The sequence below is a fragment of the Streptomyces sp. Edi4 genome (genome assembly GCF_040253615.1).
Classification (GTDB): domain Bacteria; phylum Actinomycetota; class Actinomycetes; order Streptomycetales; family Streptomycetaceae; genus Streptomyces.
The window spans coordinates 1,595,792-1,620,166 of record NZ_JBEJGY010000004.1 but is presented as its reverse complement, the minus strand read 5'-3'; the positions used below and the strand labels follow the sequence as shown (position 1 = coordinate 1,620,166).

The 24,375-nt window shown below is 72.1% G+C and carries 22 protein-coding genes and 1 pseudogene; 11 read left to right on the top strand and 12 right to left on the bottom strand.

The window, feature by feature from the left end; genetic code table 11:
* Nucleotides 1-14: 14 nt before the first annotated feature.
* A complete protein-coding gene (locus ABR738_RS09385) occupies nt 15-659 on the bottom strand; it encodes a TetR/AcrR family transcriptional regulator (protein WP_350229508.1) in 645 nt (214 codons plus the stop codon).
* Between the two features lie 85 nt (nt 660-744).
* Between ABR738_RS09385 and ABR738_RS09380 the strand changes: the two genes are divergently transcribed.
* From ABR738_RS09380 to ABR738_RS09370, 3 genes are all read left to right on the top strand, one after another.
* Nucleotides 745-1,896, top strand: coding sequence for an acyl-CoA dehydrogenase family protein (locus tag ABR738_RS09380; RefSeq protein WP_350229507.1), 1,152 nt, complete (start codon nt 745-747; stop codon nt 1,894-1,896).
* Between the two features lie 79 nt (nt 1,897-1,975).
* Entirely contained in the window at nt 1,976-2,263 is a 288-nt protein-coding gene (locus ABR738_RS09375) for a YiaA/YiaB family inner membrane protein (RefSeq protein ID WP_350229506.1), read from the top strand.
* A gap of 71 nt (nt 2,264-2,334) precedes the next feature.
* Entirely contained in the window at nt 2,335-2,970 is a 636-nt protein-coding gene (locus tag ABR738_RS09370) for a TetR/AcrR family transcriptional regulator (RefSeq protein ID WP_350229505.1), read from the top strand.
* Between the two features lie 77 nt (nt 2,971-3,047).
* On the opposite strand, the gene ABR738_RS09365 is transcribed toward ABR738_RS09370, so the two are convergent.
* The gene (locus ABR738_RS09365) at nt 3,048-3,509 is read right to left on the bottom strand and encodes a MaoC family dehydratase (protein WP_350229504.1); all 462 of its coding nucleotides are present in this window, start codon (nt 3,507-3,509) and stop codon (nt 3,048-3,050) included.
* A gap of 168 nt (nt 3,510-3,677) precedes the next feature.
* Between ABR738_RS09365 and soxR the strand changes: the two genes are divergently transcribed.
* Nucleotides 3,678-4,139, top strand: coding sequence for a redox-sensitive transcriptional activator SoxR (gene soxR / locus ABR738_RS09360; RefSeq protein WP_350229503.1), 462 nt, complete (start codon nt 3,678-3,680; stop codon nt 4,137-4,139).
* 17 nt (nt 4,140-4,156) lie between these two features.
* Here soxR and ABR738_RS09355 read toward each other — a convergent pair whose 3' ends face one another.
* A complete protein-coding gene (locus ABR738_RS09355) occupies nt 4,157-4,864 on the bottom strand; it encodes a 3-keto-5-aminohexanoate cleavage protein (protein ID WP_350229502.1) in 708 nt (235 codons plus the stop codon).
* 62 nt (nt 4,865-4,926) lie between these two features.
* Nucleotides 4,927-5,538: a hypothetical protein gene (locus ABR738_RS09350; RefSeq protein WP_350229501.1), complete on the bottom strand. Its 612-nt coding sequence runs from the start codon at nt 5,536-5,538 to the stop codon at nt 4,927-4,929.
* A 550-nt stretch (nt 5,539-6,088) separates the two neighbouring features.
* On the opposite strand from ABR738_RS09350, the gene ABR738_RS09345 reads away from it, so the two are divergent.
* The gene (locus ABR738_RS09345) at nt 6,089-8,869 is read left to right on the top strand and encodes a penicillin acylase family protein (RefSeq protein WP_350229500.1); all 2,781 of its coding nucleotides are present in this window, start codon (nt 6,089-6,091) and stop codon (nt 8,867-8,869) included.
* 18 nt (nt 8,870-8,887) lie between these two features.
* Here ABR738_RS09345 and ABR738_RS09340 read toward each other — a convergent pair whose 3' ends face one another.
* Nucleotides 8,888-10,192 (bottom strand): serine-threonine protein kinase, encoded by a 1,305-nt coding sequence (locus ABR738_RS09340; protein WP_350229499.1) that lies wholly within the window; start codon nt 10,190-10,192, stop codon nt 8,888-8,890.
* 128 nt (nt 10,193-10,320) lie between these two features.
* Nucleotides 10,321-10,640: pseudogene (locus ABR738_RS09335) on the bottom strand (DUF1343 domain-containing protein); the annotation flags it as partial.
* A 103-nt stretch (nt 10,641-10,743) separates the two neighbouring features.
* On the opposite strand from ABR738_RS09335, the gene ABR738_RS09330 reads away from it, so the two are divergent.
* The 4 genes from ABR738_RS09330 (at nt 10,744) to ABR738_RS09315 (ending at nt 16,016) form a co-directional block, all read left to right on the top strand.
* Complete coding sequence (locus ABR738_RS09330) at nt 10,744-12,027, top strand: hypothetical protein (RefSeq protein WP_350229498.1); 1,284 nt, start codon at nt 10,744-10,746, stop codon at nt 12,025-12,027.
* Nucleotides 12,028-12,897: 870 nt separating this feature from the next.
* Nucleotides 12,898-13,671: an SDR family oxidoreductase gene (locus ABR738_RS09325; RefSeq protein WP_350229497.1), complete on the top strand. Its 774-nt coding sequence runs from the start codon at nt 12,898-12,900 to the stop codon at nt 13,669-13,671.
* The gene (locus tag ABR738_RS09320; RefSeq protein ID WP_350229496.1) at nt 13,668-15,320 is read left to right on the top strand and encodes a class I adenylate-forming enzyme family protein; all 1,653 of its coding nucleotides are present in this window, start codon (nt 13,668-13,670) and stop codon (nt 15,318-15,320) included. Before ABR738_RS09325 ends, ABR738_RS09320 begins: the two co-directional genes overlap by 4 nt.
* Nucleotides 15,321-15,419: 99 nt before the next feature.
* Entirely contained in the window at nt 15,420-16,016 is a 597-nt protein-coding gene (locus tag ABR738_RS09315; RefSeq protein ID WP_350229495.1) for a TetR/AcrR family transcriptional regulator, read from the top strand.
* A 12-nt stretch (nt 16,017-16,028) separates the two neighbouring features.
* Here ABR738_RS09315 and ABR738_RS09310 read toward each other — a convergent pair whose 3' ends face one another.
* From ABR738_RS09310 to ABR738_RS09285, 6 genes are all read right to left on the bottom strand, one after another.
* On the bottom strand, nt 16,029-17,243 hold the full coding sequence (locus ABR738_RS09310) for an acyl-CoA dehydrogenase family protein (protein WP_350229494.1): 1,215 nt from the start codon (nt 17,241-17,243) through the stop codon (nt 16,029-16,031).
* 8 nt (nt 17,244-17,251) lie between these two features.
* Nucleotides 17,252-18,274: a phosphotransferase family protein gene (locus ABR738_RS09305; protein WP_350229493.1), complete on the bottom strand. Its 1,023-nt coding sequence runs from the start codon at nt 18,272-18,274 to the stop codon at nt 17,252-17,254.
* Between the two features lie 183 nt (nt 18,275-18,457).
* Nucleotides 18,458-18,778, bottom strand: a complete 321-nt coding sequence (locus ABR738_RS09300; protein WP_350229492.1) for a DUF202 domain-containing protein — start codon at nt 18,776-18,778, stop codon at nt 18,458-18,460.
* Nucleotides 18,778-19,164: a YidH family protein gene (locus ABR738_RS09295; RefSeq protein ID WP_388458934.1), complete on the bottom strand. Its 387-nt coding sequence runs from the start codon at nt 19,162-19,164 to the stop codon at nt 18,778-18,780. Before ABR738_RS09295 ends, ABR738_RS09300 begins: the two co-directional genes overlap by 1 nt.
* A 50-nt stretch (nt 19,165-19,214) precedes the next feature.
* Nucleotides 19,215-19,730, bottom strand: a complete 516-nt coding sequence (locus ABR738_RS09290; protein WP_350229490.1) for an NUDIX hydrolase — start codon at nt 19,728-19,730, stop codon at nt 19,215-19,217.
* Between the two features lie 173 nt (nt 19,731-19,903).
* Nucleotides 19,904-20,800: a DMT family transporter gene (locus tag ABR738_RS09285; protein WP_350229489.1), complete on the bottom strand. Its 897-nt coding sequence runs from the start codon at nt 20,798-20,800 to the stop codon at nt 19,904-19,906.
* 166 nt (nt 20,801-20,966) lie between these two features.
* Here ABR738_RS09285 and ABR738_RS09280 point away from each other — a divergent pair, with 166 nt between their 5' ends.
* Both ABR738_RS09280 and ABR738_RS09275 read left to right on the top strand, forming a co-directional pair.
* Nucleotides 20,967-22,622, top strand: a complete 1,656-nt coding sequence (locus ABR738_RS09280; RefSeq protein ID WP_350234494.1) for an FAD-binding dehydrogenase — start codon at nt 20,967-20,969, stop codon at nt 22,620-22,622.
* A gap of 177 nt (nt 22,623-22,799) precedes the next feature.
* Nucleotides 22,800-24,341, top strand: a complete 1,542-nt coding sequence (locus tag ABR738_RS09275; RefSeq protein WP_350229488.1) for an APC family permease — start codon at nt 22,800-22,802, stop codon at nt 24,339-24,341.
* Nucleotides 24,342-24,375: the final 34 nt, after the last annotated feature.

Genomic DNA, 24,375 nt, shown 5'->3' with positions numbered 1-24,375 from the left:
TGGCGAAGACGCGATCAGGCGTCCCGTGCCGCCGGGTACTGGAGCGCGAGCCCGTCGAGCAGCGCCCGCAGGCCCGTCTCGAACGCGCCCTCATCGATCTCCTCCTGCCGCTCGGCGAGGAGGTGCGCCTGGCCGAGGTGGGGATAGTCGGCCGGATCGTACGCCGTCTCGTCGTCCACGAAGCCACGGGCGAAGGAGCCGAGCGCGGAGCCCATGATGAAGTAGCGCATCAAGGCGCCGATGCGGGTCGCCTGGGCGGGCGGCCAGCCCGCGGCGACCATCGCGCCGAACACCGCGTCCGCGAGCCTGAGACCCGCGGGGCGCCGGCCCGGCCCCTGGGCGAGCACCGGGACGATGTGGGGATGCCGGGTCAGGACCGCGCGGTAGGCGAGGGCCCAGTCGTGCAGGGCGGTACGCCAGTCGCGCCCGTCCCCCTCCTCGAACATCGACAGATCGACCTGCGCGGAGGTGGCGTCCGCGACGGCTTCCAGGATCTCGTCCTTGGTGCGGAAGTGGTTGTAGAGCGAGGGCCCGCTGACCCCGAGCTCGGCGGCGAGGCGCCGGGTCGAGACGGCCGCGAGGCCCTCCGCGTCCACGAGCGCGCTCGCCGCCGCGACGATGCGGTCGGTGCTCAGAAGGGGCTTGCGCGGTCGGGCCATGCGGCACATAGTAGGCCCGGCAACCAAAAACTAGCAGTGGTAATTAAATCTGGGGTGCACTCACCATGAACCTGGAGCTGAGCCCATGAACCTGGAGCTGAGCGAGGAGCAGGCGGCCGTCCGGCAGCTCGCCGAGGAGTTCGTCGCGCGCGAGGTAACCCCGCACGTCGTGGCCTGGGACCGCGCGGAGAACGTCGACAAGTCGATCGTGCGGAAGCTGGGCGCGCTCGGCTTCCTCGGGCTCACCATCGACGAGGAGTACGGCGGCTCGGGCGGCGACCATCTCGCCTACTGCCTGGTCACCGAGGAGCTGGGCCGGGGCGACTCCTCGGTCCGCGGCATCGTGTCCGTCTCGCTCGGCCTGGTCGCCAAGACCATCGCGTCCTGGGGCGACGAGCGGCAGAAACGCGCGTGGTTGCCCCGGCTCACCTCGGGCGAGGCCATCGGCTGCTTCGGCCTGACCGAGCCGGGCACGGGCTCGGACGCGGGCAACCTCTCCACCCGGGCCGTCCGGGACGGCGACAGCTACGTGATCGACGGCGCGAAGATGTTCATCACCAACGGCACCTGGGCCGATGTGGTGCTGCTCTTCGCCCGCACCAACGACACGCCGGGCCACCGGGGCATCTCCGCCTTCCTAATCCCCACCGACACTCCGGGCCTGACCCGCCGTACCGTCCACGGCAAGCTCGGACTGCGCGGCCAGGCCACCGCCGAGCTGGTCCTGGACGGCGTACGCGTCCCGGCGAGCGCCCTCATCGGCCCCGAGGGCAAGGGCTTCTCGCTCGCGATGTCCGCGCTCGCCAAGGGCCGCATGTCGGTCGCCGCCGGCTGCGTCGGCATCGCGCAGGCGGCCCTGGACGCGGCCGTGCGCTACGCCGGCGAACGCGAGCAGTTCGGCAAGCCCATCGCGCACTACCAGCTGGTCCAGGAGCTGATCAGCGACATCTCGGTGGACGTCGACGCGGCCCGGCTTCTGACCTGGCGGGTCGCCGATCTCATCGACCGTGGCCAGGAGTTCGCGACCGCCGCCTCCAAGGCGAAGCTGTTCGCGTCGGAGGCCGCGGTACGGGCCGCCAACAACGCCGTCCAGGTCTTCGGCGGCTACGGCTACATCGACGAGTACCCGGTGGGAAAGCTGCTGCGCGACGCCCGTGTCATGACCCTGTACGAGGGCACAAGCCAGATCCAGAAACTGATCATCGGCCGCGCGGAGACCGGGGTTTCGGCCTTCTGAGCGGTCCCGGCGCACCTGAGTACGTACTGAGTACGCGAGCGGATGGGGCGGGTGCCACATCCGCTGCATGCTGTCGGTCATGAGTGAGACACAGGTCAAGCAGCAGAACACCGCGGCCTACTACGGTCAGGCCGTCGCCGCCTTCTCGATCGCGCTCGGCGCCACCGCGGTCGGCATCCTGCGCCTCCAGGCCGACGCCTGGGTGCGGGCGTTCCTCGCCATGGCGGTCCTCTACCTGGTGACGTCCGCCTTCACCCTCGCCAAGGTGATCAGGGACCGGCAGGAGGCCGGCCAGATCGTCAGCCGCGTCGATCAGGCGCGCCTGGAGAAGCTGCTCGCCGAACACGACCCGTTCCAGAAGCTCTAAGCGCTTGCTCACCCTCGGGGTATGGTGTTCGTCCTGCTGAACGAAGCGCGGACGGACGAAAGGGGCGAGCGATGGGCACGGCTGACGTGACAAGGGAGACGGCCGGCGGCGAGGAGAAGCCGTGGGGCGAGGTCACGCCGGAGGCCGCGCGGAGGCTGCTCGTCGCCGCCGTCGAGGCGTTCGCCGAGCGCGGCTACCACGCCACCACCACCCGGGACATCGCGGGCCGGGCCGGGATGAGCCCGGCCGCGCTCTACATCCACTACAAGACCAAGGAAGAACTGCTCCACCGGATCAGCCGGATCGGCCACGACAAGGCCCTGGAGATCCTGCGGTCCGCCGCCGAGGGCGAGGGGAGCGCGGCCGAACGGCTCGCCGCCGCCGTGCGCTCCTTCGTCCGCTGGCACGCGGGCCACCACATGACGGCCCGCGTCGTCCAGTACGAACTGGACGCGCTCGGCGAGGAGCACCGCACCGAGATCGTGGAACTGCGCCGCCGCAGCGACGCGGCGGTGCGCGGCATCCTCAACGACGGCGTGGCCGCAGGCGAGTTCGACGTGCCGGACGTGCCGGGGACCACGCTCGCCGTGCTCTCGCTCTGCATCGACGTGGCCCGCTGGTTCAACACCGAGGGCCGCAGGACGCCCGACGAGGTCGGCGCGCTCTACGCCGGCCTCGTGCTGCGGATGGTCGGCGCGCGCACCTGACGGGGCGCCGTGCTCGGAGAAAGCCGTGCTCAGAAGAAGCCGCTCTCGGAAGAAGTAGCGCTCAGAAGAAGTAGCGCTCAGAAGAAGTAGCGCGAGACCGACTCCGCCACGCACACCGGTTTGTCGCCGCCCTCGCGTTCGACGGTGACCTTCGCGGTGACCTGGACGCCTCCGCCCGCCTCCACGACCTCCGTCAGCTCGGCCGTGGCGCGCAGCCGCGAGCCGACCGGCACGGGGGCGGGGAAGCGGACCTTGTTGGTGCCGTAGTTGATGCCCATCTTCATGCCCTCCACGCGCAGCACCTGCGGCACCAGCGTCGGCAGCAGCGAGAGCGTGAGGTAGCCGTGCGCGATCGTTGTCCTGAAGGGGCCGGCTGCGGCCCGCGCGGGATCGACGTGGATCCACTGGTGGTCACCCGTGGCGTCGGCGAACAGATCGATCCGCTTCTGGTCGATCTCCAGCCAGTCGCTGTGTCCCAGCTGCTCGCCCACGCCGGCCCTCAGCTCCTCGGCGGACGTGAAGATCCTCGGCTCTGCCATGTCCCTGGTCCCTGCCTCTCACGACGCTCTCGCGGTCCTGGCCAAGCGCTTGCTCAGCAACCTCAGCATGGTTCGGGTGGAGGGTCCTGTCAACGAGGGGCCGGGCGCCGGGGCCGTGCGGGGACGGGGGCCCGCGACGGCGCCGGGGCTGCCCGTAGGGTTCGAGGGGTGCCGCAGATTCCAGAGAAGATCCACGAACTCACGGTCGGGCAGCTGTCCGCCCGCAGCGGAGCCGCCGTGTCCGCCTTGCACTTCTATGAGGCCAAGGGGCTCATCACGAGCCGTCGCACCTCCGGCAACCAGCGCCGCTACGGCAGGGACACTCTGCGCCGCGTCGCCTTCGTGCGGGCCGCGCAGCGGGTGGGGATCCCTCTGGCCACCATCAGGGACGCGCTCGCCGAGCTGCCCGAGGAGCGCACCCCGACCCGGGAGGACTGGGCACGTCTCTCGGAGGCCTGGCGCTCCGAACTCGACCGGCGCATAGCGCAATTGGGCCAGCTGCGCGATCACCTCACGGACTGCATCGGCTGCGGCTGCCTGTCCCTGGACAACTGCGTCCTGTCCAACCCGGACGACGTGTTCGGCACCGGCCTCATCGGCTCCCGCCTTCTGGGCGAGCGCAGAACCTGACGGTCCCCGCGCCCCCGTTACGCGCAGGCCAGCGCCGCGGTCACCAACTGGGCGTTGGACCGGGTCCGTTGGCCGTCCGGCAGGGTCAGTACGTCCTCCAGGCCTGTGCGGGTGTCGAGGCCGAGCCGCAGGGCCAGGCGCAGCACCGGCCAGGCGCCGTCGTCCTGGCCGTGCAGGAGCACGGGCCTGCCGTGCGCGGTGCCCAGCTCGGCGAGAAGGGCGCGGGCCACGGGCTCGGCGGTCCCCGCGTCCGTCTCCGTCACCTCGGCCAGAACACGCAGCACCCGCGCGGCGTGGGGGGAGGCCAGGAAACGGCGCGTGGCGTCGGTGCCGGACCAGATGCCCGCCTCGATCCCCACGCCCCGGTCCAGCAGGGCCGCCGCCACCTCCTCCGCGCCGTCCTCGTGCCAGTTGACCGACGCGTAGTCGGGCAGCACCGTCCAGGACCGTATGTGCTCCACGCGGCGCGCCGGGTCGGGCTCCGCCCAGGCGCCCGTGGTCACCCCAACCGGCACGCCCACCGCCGCCCGTATCGCCTCAAGTGCCGCTCCCACCACGCGGGGTGAGAGCGAGTCGCCGCCACAGGGGGTCTTGGGGTGGACATGGACCTCGGCCGCGCCGGCCGCCACGGCGGCCGCGGCGGACTCGGCGAGAGCGGCCGGGGACAGCGGCACCGCCGCTCCGTCATCCGCGCCGCGAGCTCCGTTCAGACAGACCTGAATCATGGGTCCGATGGTGCCAGAGGCCACTGACGACGCGGGGGAGAGCCGGCTCGCCCCCGCGCTCCTCAGGCCACCGATGCCAGTTCTCCGCGCCGTGCCGTCTTGGCCCGCGTCAGGGCCTCGGGGGTCAGGACCGGCTGCGGCACGAGGATCCCGCAGCCCGAACAGACCGGTCCGAACCACGGCTCGTGCGCCAGGTCCTGGCTCCACACCAGGCGGCTCCCGCCGCAGACCGGGCACGCCGTACCGGGTTCGGCCCGCAGGGCCGAGATCATGCGGCCCAGCACTTCGGCCATCGGCCCGGTGGGATGCGTACGGGGGTCGTCGCACCACGCCACGCCGAAGCCGCCCCAGGTGCGCCGGTGCCAGTCGTCGAAGGAGCCGGGACGGCGCAACCCCGCGCGCTTCTCGCGCTTCCTGCGCCTGGCGAACTCCACTTCGTAGGCGAGCCAGACGGCGCGCGCCGCCTCCAGCTCCTCCAGCGCGGCCACCAGCCGCGCCGGATCGGGAGCCCGGTCCTCGGGCCCGATGCGGTGCCTGCCGCACAGATGGTCCCAGGTCGCCCGGTGTCCATAAGGAGCGAACCGCTCCAGGCACTTGCGCAGCGAATAGCGTCGCAGCGCGAGATCATTGCGCGGGTCGCGCACCTGTCTTGCCAGACTGCGGAAACCAGCCATGGCCCTGCCACCTCCGTCGCTCGTACTTCGGCGTCGAGGAATGGACGTACCCGAAGGCGATCCGGCTCCATCGAATTTCTGATGACGTCCATTACGGGGGTTTCGCCTACCCTGCCCCAAGGGTTGGAATCCGTTTCTCACGAACTACTCAGAACGTGGCCCATATACGGCGGTTGCGCCGCCGACCTGCCGGAACGCCCTCGGGCCCCGGCGCGGGGCGGCTCAAACCCCCGGCCGGGAGGCGGCTCAACACTGGCCGTGCTTGCCCCGGCCAAGTGGCCCCGGACGAAAAGGGACCGGAGGAAATACGCGTGTCGGCGGAGGCGGAAAGGGTACGGCTCGAGGGGCGCCCTCGGTCCGAGCCCGGGCGCCGGTGCGATCCGGCGGGCGCCTGGGGGCGTGTGGGGATTCGGCGAAGGTGACGTATGTTCACCTTACGCGGCGCCGTACCCCTGAGTAGCCTCCCGCGCATCGGCCCCCACTAGGAGCGCGCATGCGACGACGCACCGCAAGGCTCAGAACTGCCCCTCGGAACAAGGGACTCGGGTCCATGACGGCCCGCGTGAAACGGGGCAGGGCCGCCGCCTGCGCCCTGACCGTGACCGCCCTGTGTGCCGCCCTGCTCGGCCCGGCGCTGCCCGCCGGCGCCGCCGAGCCCTCGGACGGCGACCTCTGCCAGGGCCAGTGCTCCGACATCCTGCCGCCCGGCGCCAACGGCAGCGCCACGCTCGTGGAGATCCTGGGCAACAAGATGTTCGGGACCCACCCCGCGCACAGCGACGACGAGCTCGGCAAGTACGACGCCCTGGTGGCGGGCCAGTCCTCGCTCACCGACGACAAGCTCAACACCTTCTTCAACGACGCCTCGTTCGGTGTGCCGAGCGGCCAGGCCCAGTCGACCACCTCGCCCCGCCCCGACGTCACCATCACCAGGGACAAGGCCACGGGCGTACCGCACATCAGGGGCACCACGCGGTACGGCACCGAGTACGGCGCCGGGTACGCGGCCGGCCAGGACCGGCTCTGGCTCATGGACCTCTTCCGCCACATCGGGCGCGGCGAGCTCACCTCGTTCGCCGGCGGCGCGCTCGCCAACCAGGGCCTCGAACAGGAATTCTGGCCGCAGGCCCCGTACACCGAGGCCGATCTCCAGGCCCAGGTCGACCGTATCCGCACCACCAACGGCGCCCGGGGCGAGCAGGCCATGGCCGACGCGCAGGCCTACGTCGACGGCATCAACGCCTATGCCAAGCAGGCCAAGGACGGCCGTTACTTCCCCGGCGAGTACGTCCTCACCGGGAAGATCGACTCCGTCACCAACGTGGGGGAGATCCAGCCCTTCAAGCTCACCGACCTCATAGCCCTCGCCTCCGTGGTCGGCGGCCTGTTCGGCGGCGGCGGAGGCGGAGAGGTGCAGGCCGCGCTCTCGCTCCAGGCCGCCCAGGCCAAGTACGGCGTGGCCGAGGGCACCAAGGTCTGGGAGTCCTTCCGCGAGCGCGACGACCCCGAGGCGGTGCTGACGGTCCACGACGGCACCAGCTTCCCGTACGCGGGCAAACCCGCCAGCCCCCAGGGCGCCGCGCTGCCCGACACCGGCTCCGTCGTGCCCGAACAGCTCGTCTACGACCGCACCGGCTCGGCGGTCACGGGCGCCAAGGCGGATGTGAAGGTGCCGCAGAAACTGAAGCCGCTGAAGGGCATGTACGACAGCGGGGCGCTGCCCGGCATCGACCTCGGCAAGCCGCGCGGCATGTCCAACGCCCTGGTGGTGTCCGGCGCACACACCGCGAGCGGCAATCCGGTGGCGGTGTTCGGACCCCAAACCGGATACTTCGCGCCGCAGTTGCTGATGCTCCAGGAGATCCAGGGCCCCGGCATCAGCGCCCGGGGCGCCTCCTTCGCGGGGGTCGGCATGTACGTCCAGCTCGGCCGGGGCCAGGACTACGCCTGGTCGGCCACGTCGGCCGGCCAGGACATCACCGACACCTACGCGGTGGACCTGTGCCAGGACGCCACCCACTACGTGTACCGGGGCGTGTGCACGCCCATGGAGAAGCTGGAGAAGACCAACTCCTGGAAGCCGACCGTCGCCGACACCACCGCGGCCGGCTCCTACCGGATGCAGGTGTACCGCACCAACTACGGCATCGTCACCGCGCGCGCCACCGTCGCGGGCAAGCCCGTCGCCTACACCTCGCTGCGCTCCACCTACCGCCACGAGGCCGACTCGATCATCGGCTTCCAGATGATGAACGACCCCACGTTCGTCAAGGACGCCAAGTCCTTCCAGGAGGCGGCCCAGTCGGTCGACTACACCTTCAACTGGTTCTACGCCGACTCCCGCACCGCCGCCTACTACAACAGCGGCCTGAACCCGGTCCGCGACCCGGACGTCGACCCGTCCCTGCCCGTCAAGGCCGACCGGGCCTATGAGTGGCAGGGCTTCGACCCCGCCGCGAACACGGCAAACTACACCCCCTCGGCCCAGCACCCCCAGTCGACCGGCCAGGACTACTACGTCTCCTGGAACAACAAGCAGGCCAAGGGCTACTCCACGGCCGGCTTCGGTGACGGCTCCGTGCACCGCGCCAACCTCCTCGACGACCGCGTGAAGGCGCTGGTCGCCCAGGGCGGCGTCACCCGGTCCTCGCTCACCCGGGCGATGGCGCAGGCCGCCGTCACCGATCTGCGCGGCGAGGACGTCCTGCCCGAACTGCTCCAAGTGCTGCGCACGGCGCCCGCGACCGATCCCCAACTCGCCACTGCCATACAGCAGTTGGAGGCTTGGCAGGCCGACGGGTCCCAGCGTCGCGCGACCTCGCAGGGCTCGGGCACCTACACCCACCCCGACGCGGTGCGCCTCATGGACGCCTGGTGGCCGCTGCTGGTCGAGGCGGAATTCCGGCCCGGCCTCGGTGACCCCCTCTACAGCGCCCTGACCGCCAACCTCGGCATCGACGAATCACCGTCCGCCGGGCACGGCCCGACCGGCGCACACGCCGGGTCCGCCTTCCAGTACGGCTGGTGGAGCTACGCCGACAAGGATCTGCGTACGGTCCTCGGACAGCCGGTCCAGGGTCCCCTGGCCCGCGCGTACTGCGGTGACGGCAAGGTGGACGCCTGCCGCGAGAGCCTGCTCGGCACCCTGAAGCAGGCCGTGGCCAAGACCCCGGCCCAGGTCTACCCCGGGGACGCCGGCTGCAAGGCCGGTGACCAGTGGTGCGCCGACTCCATCGTGCAGCGCCCGCTCGGCGGCATCACCCAGTCCGCGATCAGCTGGCAGAACCGGCCGACCTACCAGCAGGTCGTCGAGTTCCCCAGCCACCGCTAGGACGCCCGTGGCCGCGGGTCAGGTCGGGATGATCCGGCCCGCGGCCAGCACCACCCGGACCAGCTCCGGGTGGCAGATGTCGCTGTGCGCGCCGGTGGGCGGGCCACCGTTCTTCACCACGGCCGCCGCGTCCACGCTGACGCAGCCCGAGTCGGGCACGCCGTCGCGCAGTGCCTCGGCCAGGGTCAGGGCGGTGCAGGGGCTGACGGCCTGGATCCCGTCGTGGCCGATCGCCCACCACCGCCTGTCCAGGCCCGGCAGGGCGCTCGCGTCGTCGCCCGAGACGGCGGAGGCCAGCGGGTAGATCACACCGAGCGCGGTGTCGAGGTGTGAGTAGCAGGAGACGACCGGTCCGTCGATCCGCGCCTGCGCGTCGCTCAGCGCGCCCGAACCCGCCAGGCCGTCCGGCAGCCGCTCGGCGAAGGCGTAGTGCGAGAAGGCTCCTTCGAGCAGCGTCAGCGACTTCACGTTGCGCGCGCCCGGCGGAAGTCCTTTCAGGGCGAAGGCGACCAGGCGCGCGCCCTGGCTGTGTCCGACGAGATGGACCCGCAAGCCCGGTCTGGCGAGGGCGAGTTGGCCGATGAGCGGCCCGAGACCGCGCTGCCCGACGGTGCCGGCCCGGTGTTTCATCTCGTAGTACGTCGTCTGGCGCAGCACTTCCTTTGCGCCGTCCCAGAGGTGCTTCAACGAGCCGCCGATCGAGAACGCGGGCCCGGGCGGCCCCGGTTGTACGTCCATGCCGGTCTCGGCGAGCGCGGCCGTGAACCGCCGGCACAGCTCCAGTGTGTCGTCCGTGAGGAGCGCGGGGGGCGGCGGCGCGGCGCCGTCCAGGATCAGATCCCCGGCGCCCGCACCTGCCCCGGCCGCCACTAGCTGCCTGGTCAGCCGCCCGAAGTCGGTGAACGCCTCGGCGCTGTCCGGGCGTTCGGCGAGGTAGGTGGCGACCCGGTCGATGGCGGCGTCCTGGCCGGGGAAGAACCCCTTGAGCGCGGCGACGGTCGCGCTGTCGAGTCCGGGCCCGGGGGCGTTCGGCACGGCGTGCGGGAAGTCGGGGATGCTTTCGTCCGCGAAGCGGATCGAGGGCCAGATCACGCCCCCGTACGCGAGCCGTACGCCGGGCGAGCCGGTGAGGAGCGCGGGGTAGGCGGCGAAGTAGGCGCGGAACAGGCCCCGGGCCGAGGTCGGGGTGTTGTTCCAACCGTGCGCGAACAGCACCAGGTCCGTGGCGTCCACGCCGGTCAGGGCGGCGCGCTCGGCGGGATCGGCGTCGCCGTCCGCGTCGAAGGTGATCTCCCGGTACGGCTCGACTCCGATGTCCGTCATGCCCAGACCTCCGGTCCGCTCGACGATGAGCGTCCTCCATCGTCCCGCCGCACCACGCGATCGGCCATACGCGCGACGGCGAAGGTTGCAGCAAGGGGGCGCCGGCTGCGCTCAGGCGTACATCAGGTTTACGCCCGGCGTACCTCCCGGAAGGCGTCGAGCCCCGGCTGCCAGGCGGCGACGATCTCGTCCGGGCCGTCGCCCGCGTCGACCATCGTCCGTACCAGGGCCGAGCCTGTGAGCTTGTCGATCCGGTGGTCGGGCCGCCAGGCGAACCGCCCACCCACATCCCCTGGAACTTGGAGAACGTCGGCGCGAAGTAGGCCTCAAGGAACAGGACGCCGGGCAGGGCGAGTTCCTTGAGCGTGGCGGCCCAGCGGCCGTCGCCCTCGGCACCCAGGATCTCGAAGGGCCGTGTCGTGCCGCGCCACCTCCGCATTCCCGTGCCCGGGCACCCCGGGGGCCATGCCTGGGCAACAGGCTGGTAACAGTGGGGCAACCTTTGGGGTGAGTTGCGGGTCTGGACCGGCATGAGAAGTCACCTGACGATTTTGGCTGCCACCGCACTGCTGACCCTGAGTGCGATGGGCTCGGCACATGCGGACGGCCAACCCTCCGACGAGCAACTGAAGTTCGGATGGGTCGATCTGCCCAAGGACAGCCAGCGCGGCGTCGTCCAGCACGGCCGATTCGCCCTCATCAACAAGGGCCCGCACGCGGTCGACGGAGTCATCCTGGAATTCAAGACCACGCGCGGCATCGAGTTGCCACAGCGTTTCTCCAACTGTGAGTACAGCACCCTCCAGGAGGATGCAAGCAAGATCCAGTTCATCCACAACAGGGTGCTCTGCTTCGTGCCCGGCACCTACGAGCCGGGTGCGGCCTACGACGTGGCGCCGAAGGTCGACATGGTGGGCGGGGACGTCGCGTACAAGGAGTGGTTCCAGACCGCCGCCTACGCCGATACACCGGCCACGCGGGCACGGTTGCGCGGGGAAACGCCGGGAGCCAAGGGGACCGGGCCCGCGTTGAAGCTGGAGCAACTGCCCAAGGGTGAGCCCGCGCCGCAGGTGGACGCGGATGACGACTTCCGCTATCCCAATACGGCCGATCTGTCGGTCAAGGGCGCTCAGGTCGAGGGCGCGGCCGGAGCGCACGTAACGGCGGCCCTGGAAATGAACAACCTCGGGCCCGCTTGGGTGAGTGAGCTGTGGGAGTTCCGCCCCATCGCCTATGTCGACATCGACTTCCCCGATGGAGTCAAGGTCATCAAGGCGCCCAAGGGCTGCCGGGTGGCGCACAAGGAGCAGGACGAGGACCACCCGGGCGCCCCCGTGGAGGCGACCGGTGTCGACTACCGGTGCATAACCGGAGCGTTCGTCCTGGACCACGAGAAGGTCAGCTACCCCTTCGAGCTCCAACTCGGCTCACACCCGGGCACGGGCAAGGGCTCCCTCACCGTGCTCAGCAGGACCATGTCGGGCTTCGACCACAAGCCGCAGGACGACCGGGCCGAGATCGTCGTCAAGACCAAGGGTGGGAACTCGACCACCGGTGGCAGCGGCGGCGCCGGGTCGACGGGCGGGACGAGTGCGTCGGGCGCCTCCGGCTCGACAGGGACGGCGGGCGCCTCCGGCACTTCCGGCTCGACGTCGGCCGGGACGACCGCGGGCGGATCCACGGCCGGCACCATCTCGGGCGGCACCGCGGCGTCCGCCTCCGCTCAGGGCGGAAGCCTGGCTTCGACCGGTTCGTCGGCCGCGCTGGTCGGAGCCGGCGCTCTGTCCCTGCTCGCCGCGGGCACGGCCGTACGGCGGGCCGTACGACGACGGTAGGAGCCGGTTCCGGAGCCGCCCCGCACGATTGTCGGCGCGCCGACAGAGACATCGATGACCGGACTCCGCTGGATCACGCCGCCGTGGACCACGGGCCGGGGGCGGAACTGCGCGCTCAGCCACGCACGGTCCGCAGCCGGGTTCCCTGGGGCTCCGCCCCAGACCCCGGTCGGCCTGAACGGCCTCGTCCTCAATCGCCGGACGGGCTGAGGTTGCCGGGGATGGGCCAGCATGAGTCCTGCCTCGAGACAACCCACACGGGCCGGCACCAGTCCCGCCAGGAGCGCGGGGAACTGCGCGCGCCGCCACGCATGGCCCGCAGCCGGGTTCCCTGGGGCTCCGCCCCAGACCCCGGTCGGCCTGAACGGCCTCGTCCTCAATCGCCGGACGGGCTGAGGTTGCCGGGGATGGGCCAGCATGAGTCCTGCCCCGAGACAACCCACACGGGCCGGCACCAGTCCCGCCAGGGGCGCGGGGAACTGCGCGCCCAGCCACGCACGGCCCGCAGCCGAGCCCCCTGGGGCTCCGCCCCAGACCCCGGTCGGCCTGAACGGCCTCGTCCTCAATCGCCGGACGGGCTGAGGTTGCCGGGGATGGGCCAGCATGAGTCCTGCCCCGAGACAACCCACACGGGCCGGCACCAGCCCCGCCAGAGGCGCGGGGAACTGCGCGACCGGCCCAGCGCGGTCCGCAGCCGGGGTCCCTGGGGCTCTGCCCCAGACCCCGTTCGCGCCTTGAGGCGCCCGGGGCACCGAGCTGCCGGTCGCACGCGGCCCGCACGCGGAGGCGGGGGTTTCGCCATGACATACCGACCGGTTAGTCTGCCAAGGCATCCGGCACGGCACGGCACACCCGCGGAGAGGCGGCCCCATGAGCACGGCACAGGCGGTCCGGAACAGCACGGTGGTCGTCACCGGCGCCGGCGGCGGCATCGGCGCGGCCCTCGCGCGCAGATTCGCCGAGGAGGGCGCCCGCGTCGTCGTCAACGACCTGGACGCCGACAAGGCCCGCAGGACCGCCGACGAGATCGGCGCCATCGCCGTGCCGGGCGACGCCTCGACCGTCGTCGGCCCCGCCCGCGACGCGCTCGGCGCCCCCATCGACATCTACTGCGCCAACGCCGGTCTGGGATCGGCGGGTTCGCAGGCGGCCCCCGAGGACCTCTGGGCCGCCGCCTGGGACGTCAACGTGATGGCCCACGTCCGCGCCGCCCGCGAACTGCTGCCCCACTGGCTGGAGCGCGGCAGCGGCCGGTTCGTCTCCACCGTCTCCGCCGCCGGCCTGCTCACGATGATCGGCGCCGCCCCGTACAGCGTCACCAAGCACGGCGCGCTCGCCTTCGCCGAGTGGCTTTCGCTGACCTACCGCCACCGAGGCGTCCAGGTCCACGCGATTTGCCCGCAGGGCGTACGCACCGACATGCTGGCCGCCACCGGCACGGCCGGTGACCTCGTGCTCAAGCCCACCGCGATCGAGCCCCACGAGGTCGCCGACGCGCTCTTCGCCGCGATGGCCGACGAGCGCTTCCTGGTTCTGCCCCACCCTGAGGTGGCCGACTACTACACCGCCCGCGCCGCCACCCCGGACCGCTGGCTGACCAGCATGAATCACCTTCAGCAGAAGTGGGAGACGCAAGCGGGATGACCTCGATCTACGCGACCAGGCCCTGGCTCGCCCAGCTCAGCGCCGCCCAACGCGCGGACATCACCCCGCCCGAAACGGTGCTGCACTCCTTGCGCGCCGCCGTCGCCCGCGCCCCCGAGCACACCGCGCTCGCCTACTTTGACGGCCGCCTCAGCTACCGGGAGGTCGACGCCCTGTCCGACTCCGTGGCCGGGCACCTGGCCGAGCGCGGCCTGGCCCGTGGCGAGCGCGTCGCGCTCATGCTCCAGAACACCCCGCACTTCGTGATCGCCCTGCTCGGCGCCTGGAAGGCCGGCGCCGTGGTCGTGCCGCTCAACCCGATGTACAAGTCCGGCGAGGTGGCGCACGTCCTCGCGGACGCCGAGGCCGCCGCGCTGATCTGCTCCGACCGGGCCTGGGAGCAGTACCTGCGCGAGAGCGCCGCCCGCTCCCCGGTACGCATCGCGCTCACCGCCTGCGAACTCGACCTCCAGACCCGCGACGACAAGCGTGTCCTCGGCTTCGAGCGGCTGCCGACACCGGCCGACGCGGACGACCTCGTCGCCGTCGCCCAGGAGGGTCACGACGCCCCGCCGGGACGGGAACCATCCGGTGACGACACGGCGTTGATCAGTTACACCTCCGGCACCAGCGGAACCCCCAAGGGCGCGATGAACACCCATCGCGGCATCACCTACAACGCGGAGAGGCAGCGCACCGGACACCCGATAGCCGAAGGCTCGGGCTACTTCACGCTCGCGCCGCTCTTCCACATCACCGGCATGGTCTGCGAACTCGCGACGTGCCTCGCCAACGCGGGCACCCTGATCCTGACCTACCGCTTCCACCCGGGCGTCGTCCTGGACGCGTTCGCCGAACACCGCCCCGCCTACACGGTCGGCCCCGCCACGGCCTTCATGGCGCTCGCGGCCGCCCCCGGCGTCACCCGGGAGCACTTCGCCTCCTTCCGCATCATCTCCTCGGGCGGCGCCCCGCTGCCGCCCGCCCTGGTGGAGAAGTTCCGCGCGGACTTCGGACCGTACATCCGCAACGGCTACGGCCTGACCGAGTGCACCGCCCCCTGCGCCTCGGTCCCACCGGAGAAGGAGGCCCCGGTCGATCCCGTCTCCGGCACGCTCTCCGTCGGCGTGCCCGGGCCGCGGACGGTCGTACGGATCATCGACACCGAAGGCAACGAGGTGCCCTTCGGCGAGCAGGGCGAGATCGTGGTGCGCGGACCGCAGGTGGTGCCCGGCTACTGGCGCCGCCCCGACGCCACCGCCGAGGCGTTCCCGGACGGCGAACTGCGCACCGGCGACATCGGGTTCATGGACCGCGACGGCTGGCTCTACGTGGTCGACCGGATGAAGGACATGATCAACGCGTCCGGCTTCAAGGTCTGGCCGCGCGAGGTCGAGGACGTCCTCTACACCCACCCGGCGGTGCGGGAGGCCGCCGTCGTGGGCATTCCCGACCCCTACCGGGGCGAGAGCGTCAAGGCGTACGTCAGTCTGCGCCCCGGCTCGGAGACCGACCCGGACCGGCTCGCGGCGTACTGCGAGGAACGGCTCGCGGCCTACAAGTACCCGCGCGAGGTGGAGATCCTGACGGAACTTCCCAAGACCACGAGTGGGAAGATCCTCAGGCGGGAACTGCGCGACCGGGCGTAGCGCCCGAGGAGCGGGCCGGCGCGGCACGACTGGTACCGCGCGACAAGCACATGGCGGGGGCAGCGCCCCTCGCGCAAGCACCACAGAAAGGTGGCGGCGATGGCCAAGGCGACGGACACGAGCGGCACCACGCCCGTCCCCCAGCGGCTGCTCGCCGCCGCCACCCGGCTGTTCGCGGAGAACGGCTACGACCGCACCTCCGTGCAGGAGATCGTCGAGGCGGCGGGCGTCACCAAGGGCGCCCTCTACCACTACTTCGGTTCCAAGGAGGACCTGCTCCAGGAGGTGTACGCCCGGGTGCTGCGCCTCCAGCAGGAACGGCTCGACGCGTTCGCCGACGCGGACGAGCCGATCGAGAAGCGGTTGCGCGAGGCGGCCGCCGACGTGGTGGTGACCACCATCGACAACCTGGACGACGCGGCGATCTTCTTCCGCTCGATGCACCATCTGAGCCCGGAGAAGAACAAGCAGGTACGGGCCGAGCGCCGGCGCTACCACGAACGGTTCCGCGCGCTCATCGAAGAGGGCCAGGAGGCGGGCGTGTTCTCCGCGGCGACCCCGGCCGACCTGGTGGTGGACTACCACTTCGGCTCGGTCCACCACCTGTCCACCTGGTACCGCCCCGGCGGCCCGCTCACCCAGCAGCAGGTCGCCGACCACCTCGCCGACCTGCTGCTGCGCGCGCTGCGCCCCTGAACCGCCCCTTCGCTACAGGTACTTCTTCAGCTCGCGGCGGGCCAGTGAGCGCTGGTGCACCTCGTCCGGGCCGTCCGCGAGCCGCAACGTCCTTGCCGCCGCCCACAGTTCGGCCAGCGGGAAGTCCTGGCTCACGCCGCCCGCCCCGTGCAGCTGTACGGCGTCGTCGAGGATGCCGACCACGGTGCGCGGGGTGGCGATCTTGATGGCCTGGATCTCGGTGTGTGCGCCCCGGTTGCCCTCCGTGTCCATCAGCCAGGCCGTCTTCAGGACGAGCAGGCGCAGCTGCTCGACCGCGACCCGCGCGTCCGCGATCCACTCCTGCACCACGCCCTGCTGGGCGATCGGCTTGCCGAACGCCGTACGGGACACGGCCCTGCGGCACATGAGCTCGATGGCCCGCTCGGCCATGCCGATCAGCCGCATGCAGTGGTGGATCCGGCCGGGCCCGAGCCGGGCCTGCGCGATGGCGAAGCCGCCGCCCTCCTCGCCGACCAGGCTGCTCACGGGTACCCGGGCGCCGTGGAAGACGACCTCGGCGTGGCCGCCGTGGGAGTGGTCCTCGTAGCCGTACACCCGCATCGCGCGCCGGATCTCGACGCCGGGGGTGTCGCGCGGCACCAGGACCATCGACTGCTGGCGGCGCACGTCGGCGTTGCCCGGGTCCGTCTTGCCCATCACGATGAAGATCTTGCAGTCCGGGTTCATCGCGCCGGAGATGTACCACTTGCGCCCGGTGATGACGTAGTGGTCACCGTCCCGCTCGATCCGCGTCTCGATGTTGGTGGCGTCGGAGGAGGCCACCTCCGGCTCGGTCATCGCGAAGGCCGAGCGGATCTCCCCGGCGAGCAGCGGCTCCAGCCATTGCTTCTTCTGCTCGTCCGAGCCGAACTGGGCCAGGACCTCCATGTTCCCGGTGTCGGGGGCCGCGCAGTTGAGGGCGGTGGGCGCCAACTGCGGGGAGCGGCCGGTGATTTCGGCCAGCGGAGCGTACTGGAGGTTGGTGAGCCCCGCGCCGTGCTCGGCGTCGGGAAGGAAGAGATTCCACAGGCCCTGGCGGCGCGCCTCGGCCTTGAGCTCGCCGACCACGCGCGGGGTGTCCCAGGGCGAGGCGAGCTCGGCGCGCTGCTCGTGCGCGGTGACCTCGGCGGGGTGGACGTACTCGTCCATGAAGGCCAGGAGCCTGGTCCGCAGCTCTTCGGTGCGGGCGTCGAATGCGAAGTCCATGCGGGGGTTCAGCCTTCCTGAAGGGTGGTGAGGCCGTGCTCGATGAAGACGGGGACCAGCTCGCCGATGCGGTCGAACCCGGCGCCCACGGTCTGGCCGAGGGTGTAGCGGTAGTGGATGCCTTCGAGGATCACGGCGAGCTTGAACCAGGCGAACGCCGTGTACCAGGAGATGGCGGAGGTGTCCCGGCCGGAGCGGGCCGCGTAGCGTTCGATCAGCTCGACGGGGGAGGGGTGCCCGGCGGCGCCCGCCGTGGTGGACACCGGCGAGTGGGGCAGGTCGAGTTTCGCGCTGTACATGACGAGCAGCCCGAGGTCGGTCAGCGGGTCGCCGAGCGTGGACATCTCCCAGTCGAGTACCGCCTTGATCCGGTCGTCGTCGCCGATCAGGACGTTGTCCAGACGGTAGTCGCCGTGCACGACGGTGGGCGCGGGCGAGGCCGGCAGGTCGCGCCCGAGGGCGGCGTGCAGTTCGTCGATGCCGGCGAGCTCGCGGTTGCGCGAGGCGTCAAGCTGCTTGCCCCAGCGCCGCAGCTGGCGGTCGAGGAAGCCGTCCGGCCGTCCGAAGTCGCCGAGCCCGACCGCCTCGGGGTCCACGGCGTGCAGCTCGACCAGGGTGTCCACGAGGGAGAGCACGGCGGCCCTGGTCCGCTCGGAGCCGAGCGGCGCGAGCTGTTCGGCGGTGCGGTACGGGGTGCCCGCCACGTACTCCATGACGTAGAACGGCGAGCCGAGCACCGACTCGTCCTCGCACAGCAGCACCGGCTCGGGCACCGGGACGTTCGTCGGGTGCAGTGCGCTGATGACCCGGTGCTCGCGCTTCATGTCGTGCGCGGTGGCGAGCACATGGCCAAGCGGCGGCCGCCGCACGACCCACTGCCCGGCGCCGTCGGTGACGACATATGTCAAATTCGACCGGCCGCCCTCGATCAGGCGGGCGCTGAGCGGTCCGCTCACAAGGCCCGGCCGCGCGCGGTCCAGATGGGCCCGCAGCCGCTCCGGATCGAGGCCTGGCGGGGGGACTGCGCTCATCTTCGGCACCTCCACAGCGGGGTCGGTCATCGTGTACCGGGATACGCTACCGACCAGTCGGTATGCCGTCCAGGCCGGGCCCTGGATCGACGGGCGCGTCGGGCGAGGGAGGTCCGGAAAACATCAGGCTCAGTAAGAGCGTCCGGCTCGGAAAGGGCGTCGGGCTCGGAAAGGGCGTCGGGCTCAGAAAAGTATCGCGACGGCGAACGAGGCCAGGGCCACCGTGCACGCGGCGGCGCCCAGCGCGGCGCGGGGCGCGAGCACCCGGGGGCGGGCGCCGTCGCTCAGGGTCTGGATGCGGCGGTGCGCCACGGCAAGGAAGCCGAGCCAGACCAGCGCGCTGAGCGCCACCGCCGCCAGGGCGAAGGGCGAACTCCCTTGCCGCAGCGCCTGTTTGGCGGCGAGCACGGCCGCCACCGTGCAGGACAAGGTGGTACGCCGCCACGCGAGCCGGGTCCGCTCCGGCTGGAGCCCGGGGTCGCGGACGGCGCCCGGCGCGGACATCAGCCCGCCCAGCCGAAGACGACGACGAGCACCATCGCCACGGCGACCAGCGCCACCGCCAGGCCGAGGACGGTGGGGAAGCGCGAGACCGGAAGGTCCTCGCCGCGCCGCATGGCCCGCTCGCACCGCACCCAGTGGTTGACCGCGCGCAGTGCGCACAGCACCCCCGACGCCAGCAGCGCGAGCGCGAGCGCGACCCGCACGCCCCAGCGCAGTCCCGGCAGGAACTGATCGACCGCGAAACCGCCCCCGACCAGCGCGAGCGAGGTCCTGATCCAGGCCAGGAAGGTGCGCTCGTTGGCGAGGGAGAACCGGTAGTCGGGGGTGTCGCCCTCCTCGCCGATGCGCCCGGGCGCGAACCACAGCCGCAGGGTCTGCACGATCATGATCACCTGCCGCAGCCTACCCGGCGGCCCTCACGACGGCCCGGCATCCCTCACGACGGCCCGTGACCGCGTGCGCGCAGCCGCCGCCAGGCCGCGAGCCCGTCCGGCACCCACTCCCAGTCGTCGACGCGGCGTTCCAGCTCGGCGAGCGGCAGGAAGGCGTGCCAGGCCACCTCCTCCACCTGCGGGCGCACCGGCAGCTCGCAGCGCACCTCGTACACCGACGACCACCAGCTCAGCTCCCCGTCCTGGTAGAGGAACTTGAACAGGGGCGCGGGCCGGGGCAGCCCGGTGACCCCCAGCTCCTCCTCGGCCTCGCGCAGCGCCGCGTCGTCGTAGGACTCGCCCGCGCCGACCACACCGCCGACGAACATGTCGTACAGGGAGGGGAAGACCAGTTTCCGGGGGGTGCGGCGGTGGACGAAGACCCGGCCCGCCGCGTCCCGGGCCAGGACGAACACGCAGCGGTGGCGAAGGCCGCGCGCGTAGACGTCGGCGCGCCGGGCCTGCCCGGTCACGGTGTCGTGCTCGTCGACGATGTCCAGGATTTCGTCAGCCGGATTCATGGGCCCATGAAAGCATCCGGCCGCAGCCCGCAGCCCGCAGCCCGCAGCCCGCAGCCCGCAGCCCGCAGCCCGCAGCCCGCAGCCCGCAGCCCGCAGCCCGCAGCCCGCAGCCCGCAGCCCGCAGCCCGCAGCCCGCAGCCCGCAGCCCCCGCCTTCGACGCGCTCGGGGCCGTTCAGTGCGGCTGGAGGTCGCGGGCCTCCTCCTGGGACGCGCTGCCCGACGGCATCGCGGGATGCAGCCCGAGCAGCACGATGCCCGCGACGATCGCCGCGAGCCCGGCGGCCTCCCAGGCCAGCGCTCCGGTGTCGGTCCGCAGCCGGTCGCCGAGGAAGCCGACCGCGCAGGCGATCCCCGCGAGCGGCTGGGCCGCCGTGAGGGCGGGCAGCGACATGCGCAGCGGGGCCGTCTCGAAGGCGCTCTGCACGAGGACGAGTCCGCTCACCCCGAGCGCGATCACCGCGTACGGCTGCCAGCTCGCCATCAGCTCCGGCCAGCCGCCGCGCGACAGGCGCTGGCCGCTGATCCGGGTCAGCGCGTCCTGGAGTCCGTAGAGCATGCCCGCCGCGACGGCAAGCAGGACCGGGGCCGCCACGCTGAGCCGGGCGTGCTTGGCGAGCGCGGCGAGCAGCAGGGCGATGCCGACCACCAGACCCACGATCAGCCAGTGCCGCAGCGCCCCCGCGACCGCGACGCCACCCTGGGGCTGGCCCGCCACGATGAACGCGGTGACCCCGCCCGCGAGCAGCGCAAGACCCGCCCAGCCCTGGCGGCCGAGCGGCTGGTGGGTCTGGAGTCTGGACAGCCACATGGCGAAGAACAAGTTGGTCGCCACCAGCGGTTCGACCAGGGACACCTCGCCCCAGCCGAGCGCGAGGGCGCTCAGAGCCATACCCGCGACCATCAGGCCTATCCCCGCCAGCCAGCGCGGCATCCGCACCAGGTCGAGCAGCAGCCTCGGGGAGAGGAAGTCGCTCAGCGGGGCGTGCTGCGCCGCGTTCTGCTGCAACACGAAGCCCGAGCCCAGACAACACGCTGCGCTCACGGCGAGGACGAGGACCAGGACCGACACGACGTACACCTCAAGTACGGCCGGGGGGCGCTGCCTTGGCCGACGATAGCGCCCCGGACAGGCGGCTGCCCGCCGGGTGCCCGCAGTCGGGCGGTTGACGCCGGGTGGGTGCCGCCCGAAGATCTGACCCACGGGTAACGTGGCGGACGAGCGGAGTGAGCGGCCGATGGCGTACGACGCCGATGTGATCGTGGTCGGGGCGGGGCTCGCGGGCCTGGTGGCCACGGCGGAGCTGGTGGACGCCGGCAAGAAGGTGATCCTGCTCGACCAGGAGCCCGAACAGTCCATCGGTGGCCAGGCGCACTGGTCCTTCGGCGGGCTCTTCCTCGTGGACTCGCCCGAGCAGCGCCGCATGCGGATCAAGGACAGCCGGGCGCTCGCGCTCCAGGACTGGTACGGCACGGCCGGCTTCGACCGGGCCGAGGACCGCTGGCCGCGTGCGTGGGCCGAGGCCTACGTCGACTTCGCGGCCGGCGAGAAACGGGCGTGGCTGCGGGCCAGGGGCGTGCGGTTCTTCCCTGTGGTGGGCTGGGCCGAACGGGGCGGCTACGACGCCACCGGGCATGGCAACTCCGTTCCCCGCTTCCACATCACCTGGGGCACCGGGCCCGGCATCGTCGCCCCGTTCGAGCGGAGGGTGCGGGAGGGCGCCGCCCGGGGGCTTGTTCGGTTCGCGTTCCGCCACCGGGTGACGGGGCTCGGCCGCACGGCCGGCGTCATCGACACGGTGACCGGCGAGATCCTGGAGCCGTCGGGCGCCGCGCGCGGAACCGCGTCCACCCGGACCGTCACCGGTGCCTTCGAGCTTAAGGCGCAGGCCGTGATCGTGACCAGCGGCGGCATCGGCGGCAACCACGATCTCGTCCGCGCCCAGTGGCCCCCGCGGCTCGGCACCCCGCCCGAGCACATGCTCTGCGGGGTGCCCGCCCATGTGGACGGCCTCATGCTCGGCATCACCGAACAGGCCGGGGCCCACCACATCAACGGCGACCGCATGTGGCACTACACCGAGGGCATCCAGAACTGGAACCCGATCTGGGCCCGGCACGGCATACGCATCCTGCCGGGGCCCTCCTCGCTCTGGCTGGACGCGCGCGGCAGCCGCCTGCCGGTGCCGCTCTTCCCCGGCTTCGACACGCTCGGCACGCTGGAGCACATCATGCGGACCGGGTACGACTACACGTGGTTCGTGCTCGACCAGAAGATCATCGGCAAGGAGTTCGCCCTCTCCGGCTCCGAGCAGAACCCCGACCTGACCGGCAAGTCGGTGCGCGGGGTCATCGGGCGGGCCAGGGCCGAGGTGCCGGGCCCGGTCAAGGCGTTCATGGACCACGGCGCGGACTTCGTCGTCGAGAGGGACCTCGCGTCCCTGGTGCGCGGCATGAACGCGCTCACCAAGGAGCCGCTGATCGACGAGAGCGCCCTGCGCCGCGAAATCCGGGCCCGCGACCGCGAGATCGCCAACCCCTTCACCAAGGACCTCCAGGTCACCGCCATCCGGGGCGCGCGCCGCTACCTCGGCGACAAACTCATCCGCACCGCGCCCCCGCACCGCCTCCTGGACCCGGCGGCCGGCCCGCTGATCGCGGTCAAGCTCCACATCCTGACCCGCAAGTCGCTCGGCGGCCTGGAGACCGACCTGTCCTCGCGCGTCCTCACCCCTGGCGGCGACCCCCTTCCGGGCGTGTACGCGGCGGGCGAGGCGGCGGGCTTCGGCGGCGGAGGCGTCCACGGCTACCGCTCCCTAGAAGGCACCTTCCTGGGCGGGTGCGTCTTCTCCGGCCGCGCGGCGGGGCGGGCGGCGGCCCGCGCGGTGTCGTAGCGGCCTGCGGCAGCGCCGGGCCGCGCGGCGACGAGAAGTCGATCATGCGGTGGCCCCCGCACGGCAAGCGCGCATTGGGGCGGCGTCCCTTTCGTGTTCACGCGCGCGTTCTACGGTCACGACCGCGCCAACTCCCTTGAGTTGGAAGCGCGTTCACCGAAAGGGCGGCCATCCCGCATGCCGAGCGAGGCCGAGAGCACCACGTACGACGGGCAGGGTCGGGCGCTGAGGGGCGGGCGGCTCGGCGGGGCGGGCGTGCTGGCCTCGGTCCTCGCCGCGAGCGCGCCCCTGGTCGTCGTGGCCGGGGTGATGCCGGCCGCGTTCGCCGCGACGGGCGTGGTCGGCCAGCCGCTCCTCTTCGTGGTCATGGGAGGTGTGCTCGCCCTGTTCGGCGTCGGGTACGCCGAGATGAGCCGCCAGGTGCGCCACGCCGGCGCGCTCTACGCCTGCGTCGCGCGCGGACTCGGACCGACCGCGGGCGCCGCCGCCTCCTGGGGGGCGCTCACCGCCTACAGCGCGCTGCAATCCGGCCTCTACGGCCTGCTCGGAGCCGAGGTCTCGGGGCTCCTCGCCGCCCATCTGCGGGTGACCATCGACTGGTGGGTGCCCGCGCTGCTCGCGGCGGCCCTGGTCGGCGCCCTGGCCCGGCGGGGGGTCGCCCTCGGTGCCACGGTGCTCGGCGTGCTCCTGGCCGCCGAGGTCGCGCTCGTCCTCGTCTTCGACGTCGCGGCCCTCGCGCATCCGGCCGAGGGCCGGATCTCGCCGCACGCCTTCAACCCGCACCTGCTGGCCAGGGGCGGCGTCGGGATCGCGCTGTGTTTCTGCGCCGCCGCGTTCACCGGCTTCGAGCAGGCCCCGGTCTACGCCGAGGAGACCCGCCGCGCCGGCGTCGTGGTCAAGCGCGTCGTACTGCTCGCCATCGGCTGTGTGACAGCCCTGTTCGCGCTCAGTTCCTGGGCGCTGACCCTCGCCTCGGGCCCGCGCGACGTCGCGGACTCCGCGCAGAAACAGGGCGCGGGGCTGCTGTTCGCCCTCGCCGACAAGGACCTCGGCGGCACCTTCACCGACGTACTCCACGTCGTGTTCGTGACCGGTGTGTTCGCGGCGCTGCTCAGCGTCCACCAGGTCGTGTCCCGGTACGCCTTCGCCATGGGCCGTGAGGGACTGCTGCCCGCCGCTGTGGGCCGCACCACCGCGGGCGGCGCCCCGGCCGCGGGCTCACTGCTCCAGACCGCGCTCTCGGTGACCCTCGTGGCCGCTTTCGCGCTCACCGACCAGGGACCGCCCGGCGACGCGACGGCGCCGGTCACGCACCTGTTCACCTGGGCGAGCACGACGGGCGCGCTCGGCGTGGTGCTGCTCCTGGCCGCCGTCTCGCTCGCGGTGATCGTCTTCTTCGCGCGCCACGGCGCTCCCGCCGCCCAGTGGTGGCGGCTTCTCGCGGCGGGCGTCGCGGGCATCGCCCTGCTCGGGGTCGCCGCGTACACCGTCAAGCAATTCCCGGTGCTCATCGGCGTGGGCCCGGGTGACGCGGTGTCGAGGCTGCTGCCCGGGATCGTCGTCCTCGCGTGGGCGGGCGGCCTGCTCCAGGGGTTCGTGCTGCGGGCGAGGAGACCCGGGACGCACGCCCGGATCGGCCGGGGCGGGGAGCCGGAGCGCCCGGCCCCGCGCGGTGCGCCGGCCCCTGAACCGCCCACCGGAATTCTGACGGAACGGTGACGTGCGGCTCCGGCCCCTGGCACGACCCGCCCCC

Excerpts from the sequence above, each read along its gene's own strand:
- ABR738_RS09385 (WP_350229508.1), bottom strand. The coding sequence starts at position 659 with ATGGCCCGACCGCGCAAGCCCCTTCTGAGCACCGACCGCATCGTCGCG.
- ABR738_RS09380 (WP_350229507.1), top strand. The coding sequence starts at position 745 with ATGAACCTGGAGCTGAGCGAGGAGCAGGCGGCCGTCCGGCAGCTCGCC.
- ABR738_RS09375 (WP_350229506.1), top strand. The coding sequence starts at position 1,976 with ATGAGTGAGACACAGGTCAAGCAGCAGAACACCGCGGCCTACTACGGT.
- ABR738_RS09370 (WP_350229505.1), top strand. The coding sequence starts at position 2,335 with ATGGGCACGGCTGACGTGACAAGGGAGACGGCCGGCGGCGAGGAGAAG.
- ABR738_RS09365 (WP_350229504.1), bottom strand. The coding sequence starts at position 3,509 with ATGGCAGAGCCGAGGATCTTCACGTCCGCCGAGGAGCTGAGGGCCGGC.
- ABR738_RS09355 (WP_350229502.1), bottom strand. The coding sequence starts at position 4,864 with ATGATTCAGGTCTGTCTGAACGGAGCTCGCGGCGCGGATGACGGAGCG.
- ABR738_RS09350 (WP_350229501.1), bottom strand. The coding sequence starts at position 5,538 with ATGGCTGGTTTCCGCAGTCTGGCAAGACAGGTGCGCGACCCGCGCAAT.
- ABR738_RS09345 (WP_350229500.1), top strand. The coding sequence starts at position 6,089 with ATGACGGCCCGCGTGAAACGGGGCAGGGCCGCCGCCTGCGCCCTGACC.
- ABR738_RS09340 (WP_350229499.1), bottom strand. The coding sequence starts at position 10,192 with ATGACGGACATCGGAGTCGAGCCGTACCGGGAGATCACCTTCGACGCG.
- ABR738_RS09325 (WP_350229497.1), top strand. The coding sequence starts at position 12,898 with ATGAGCACGGCACAGGCGGTCCGGAACAGCACGGTGGTCGTCACCGGC.
- ABR738_RS09320 (WP_350229496.1), top strand. The coding sequence starts at position 13,668 with ATGACCTCGATCTACGCGACCAGGCCCTGGCTCGCCCAGCTCAGCGCC.
- ABR738_RS09315 (WP_350229495.1), top strand. The coding sequence starts at position 15,420 with ATGGCCAAGGCGACGGACACGAGCGGCACCACGCCCGTCCCCCAGCGG.
- ABR738_RS09310 (WP_350229494.1), bottom strand. The coding sequence starts at position 17,243 with ATGGACTTCGCATTCGACGCCCGCACCGAAGAGCTGCGGACCAGGCTC.
- ABR738_RS09305 (WP_350229493.1), bottom strand. The coding sequence starts at position 18,274 with ATGAGCGCAGTCCCCCCGCCAGGCCTCGATCCGGAGCGGCTGCGGGCC.
- ABR738_RS09300 (WP_350229492.1), bottom strand. The coding sequence starts at position 18,778 with ATGTCCGCGCCGGGCGCCGTCCGCGACCCCGGGCTCCAGCCGGAGCGG.
- ABR738_RS09295 (WP_388458934.1), bottom strand. The coding sequence starts at position 19,164 with ATGATCGTGCAGACCCTGCGGCTGTGGTTCGCGCCCGGGCGCATCGGC.
- ABR738_RS09290 (WP_350229490.1), bottom strand. The coding sequence starts at position 19,730 with ATGAATCCGGCTGACGAAATCCTGGACATCGTCGACGAGCACGACACC.
- ABR738_RS09280 (WP_350234494.1), top strand. The coding sequence starts at position 20,967 with ATGGCGTACGACGCCGATGTGATCGTGGTCGGGGCGGGGCTCGCGGGC.
- ABR738_RS09275 (WP_350229488.1), top strand. The coding sequence starts at position 22,800 with ATGCCGAGCGAGGCCGAGAGCACCACGTACGACGGGCAGGGTCGGGCG.